The 291-nt window shown below is 54.3% G+C and carries 1 protein-coding gene; it reads right to left on the minus strand.

The genetic code is table 11. The features are described 5' to 3' along the window. Nucleotides 1-291, minus strand: a 291-nt coding sequence (locus AC1RO3_RS09070) for an ATP-grasp domain-containing protein (RefSeq protein WP_481764093.1), incomplete at both ends; no start/stop codon positions are given.

The following is a 291-nucleotide window of genomic DNA, read 5'->3' on the forward strand; positions in this document are numbered from 1 at the left end:
GTTCAGCTCAACGATGCGCAAATCTGCCACATCTTCGACAACTTCGCAAACATCCATGACATACGCACGCGGTGCCGTAGGATGGTGCACCGTCTTGTGATACGCGCGAAGCTTGTCTGCGTCCTGCGCGTACACCTTCTTGTGCTGGACGTGCCCACGATTGCGATACTCAGCAATGTCGATCACTTCCCCGTCAACCACAAACATCCGGAACTCGCGACCCAAATTCTGTAGATCGCTGATCAGGACGCCCTGTGCAGGATCAATGGGTTGGTGCGTCATCTTCTCTAG

The sequence above is a fragment of the Dellaglioa sp. CoH-57-MRSF-19 genome (genome assembly GCF_056781975.1).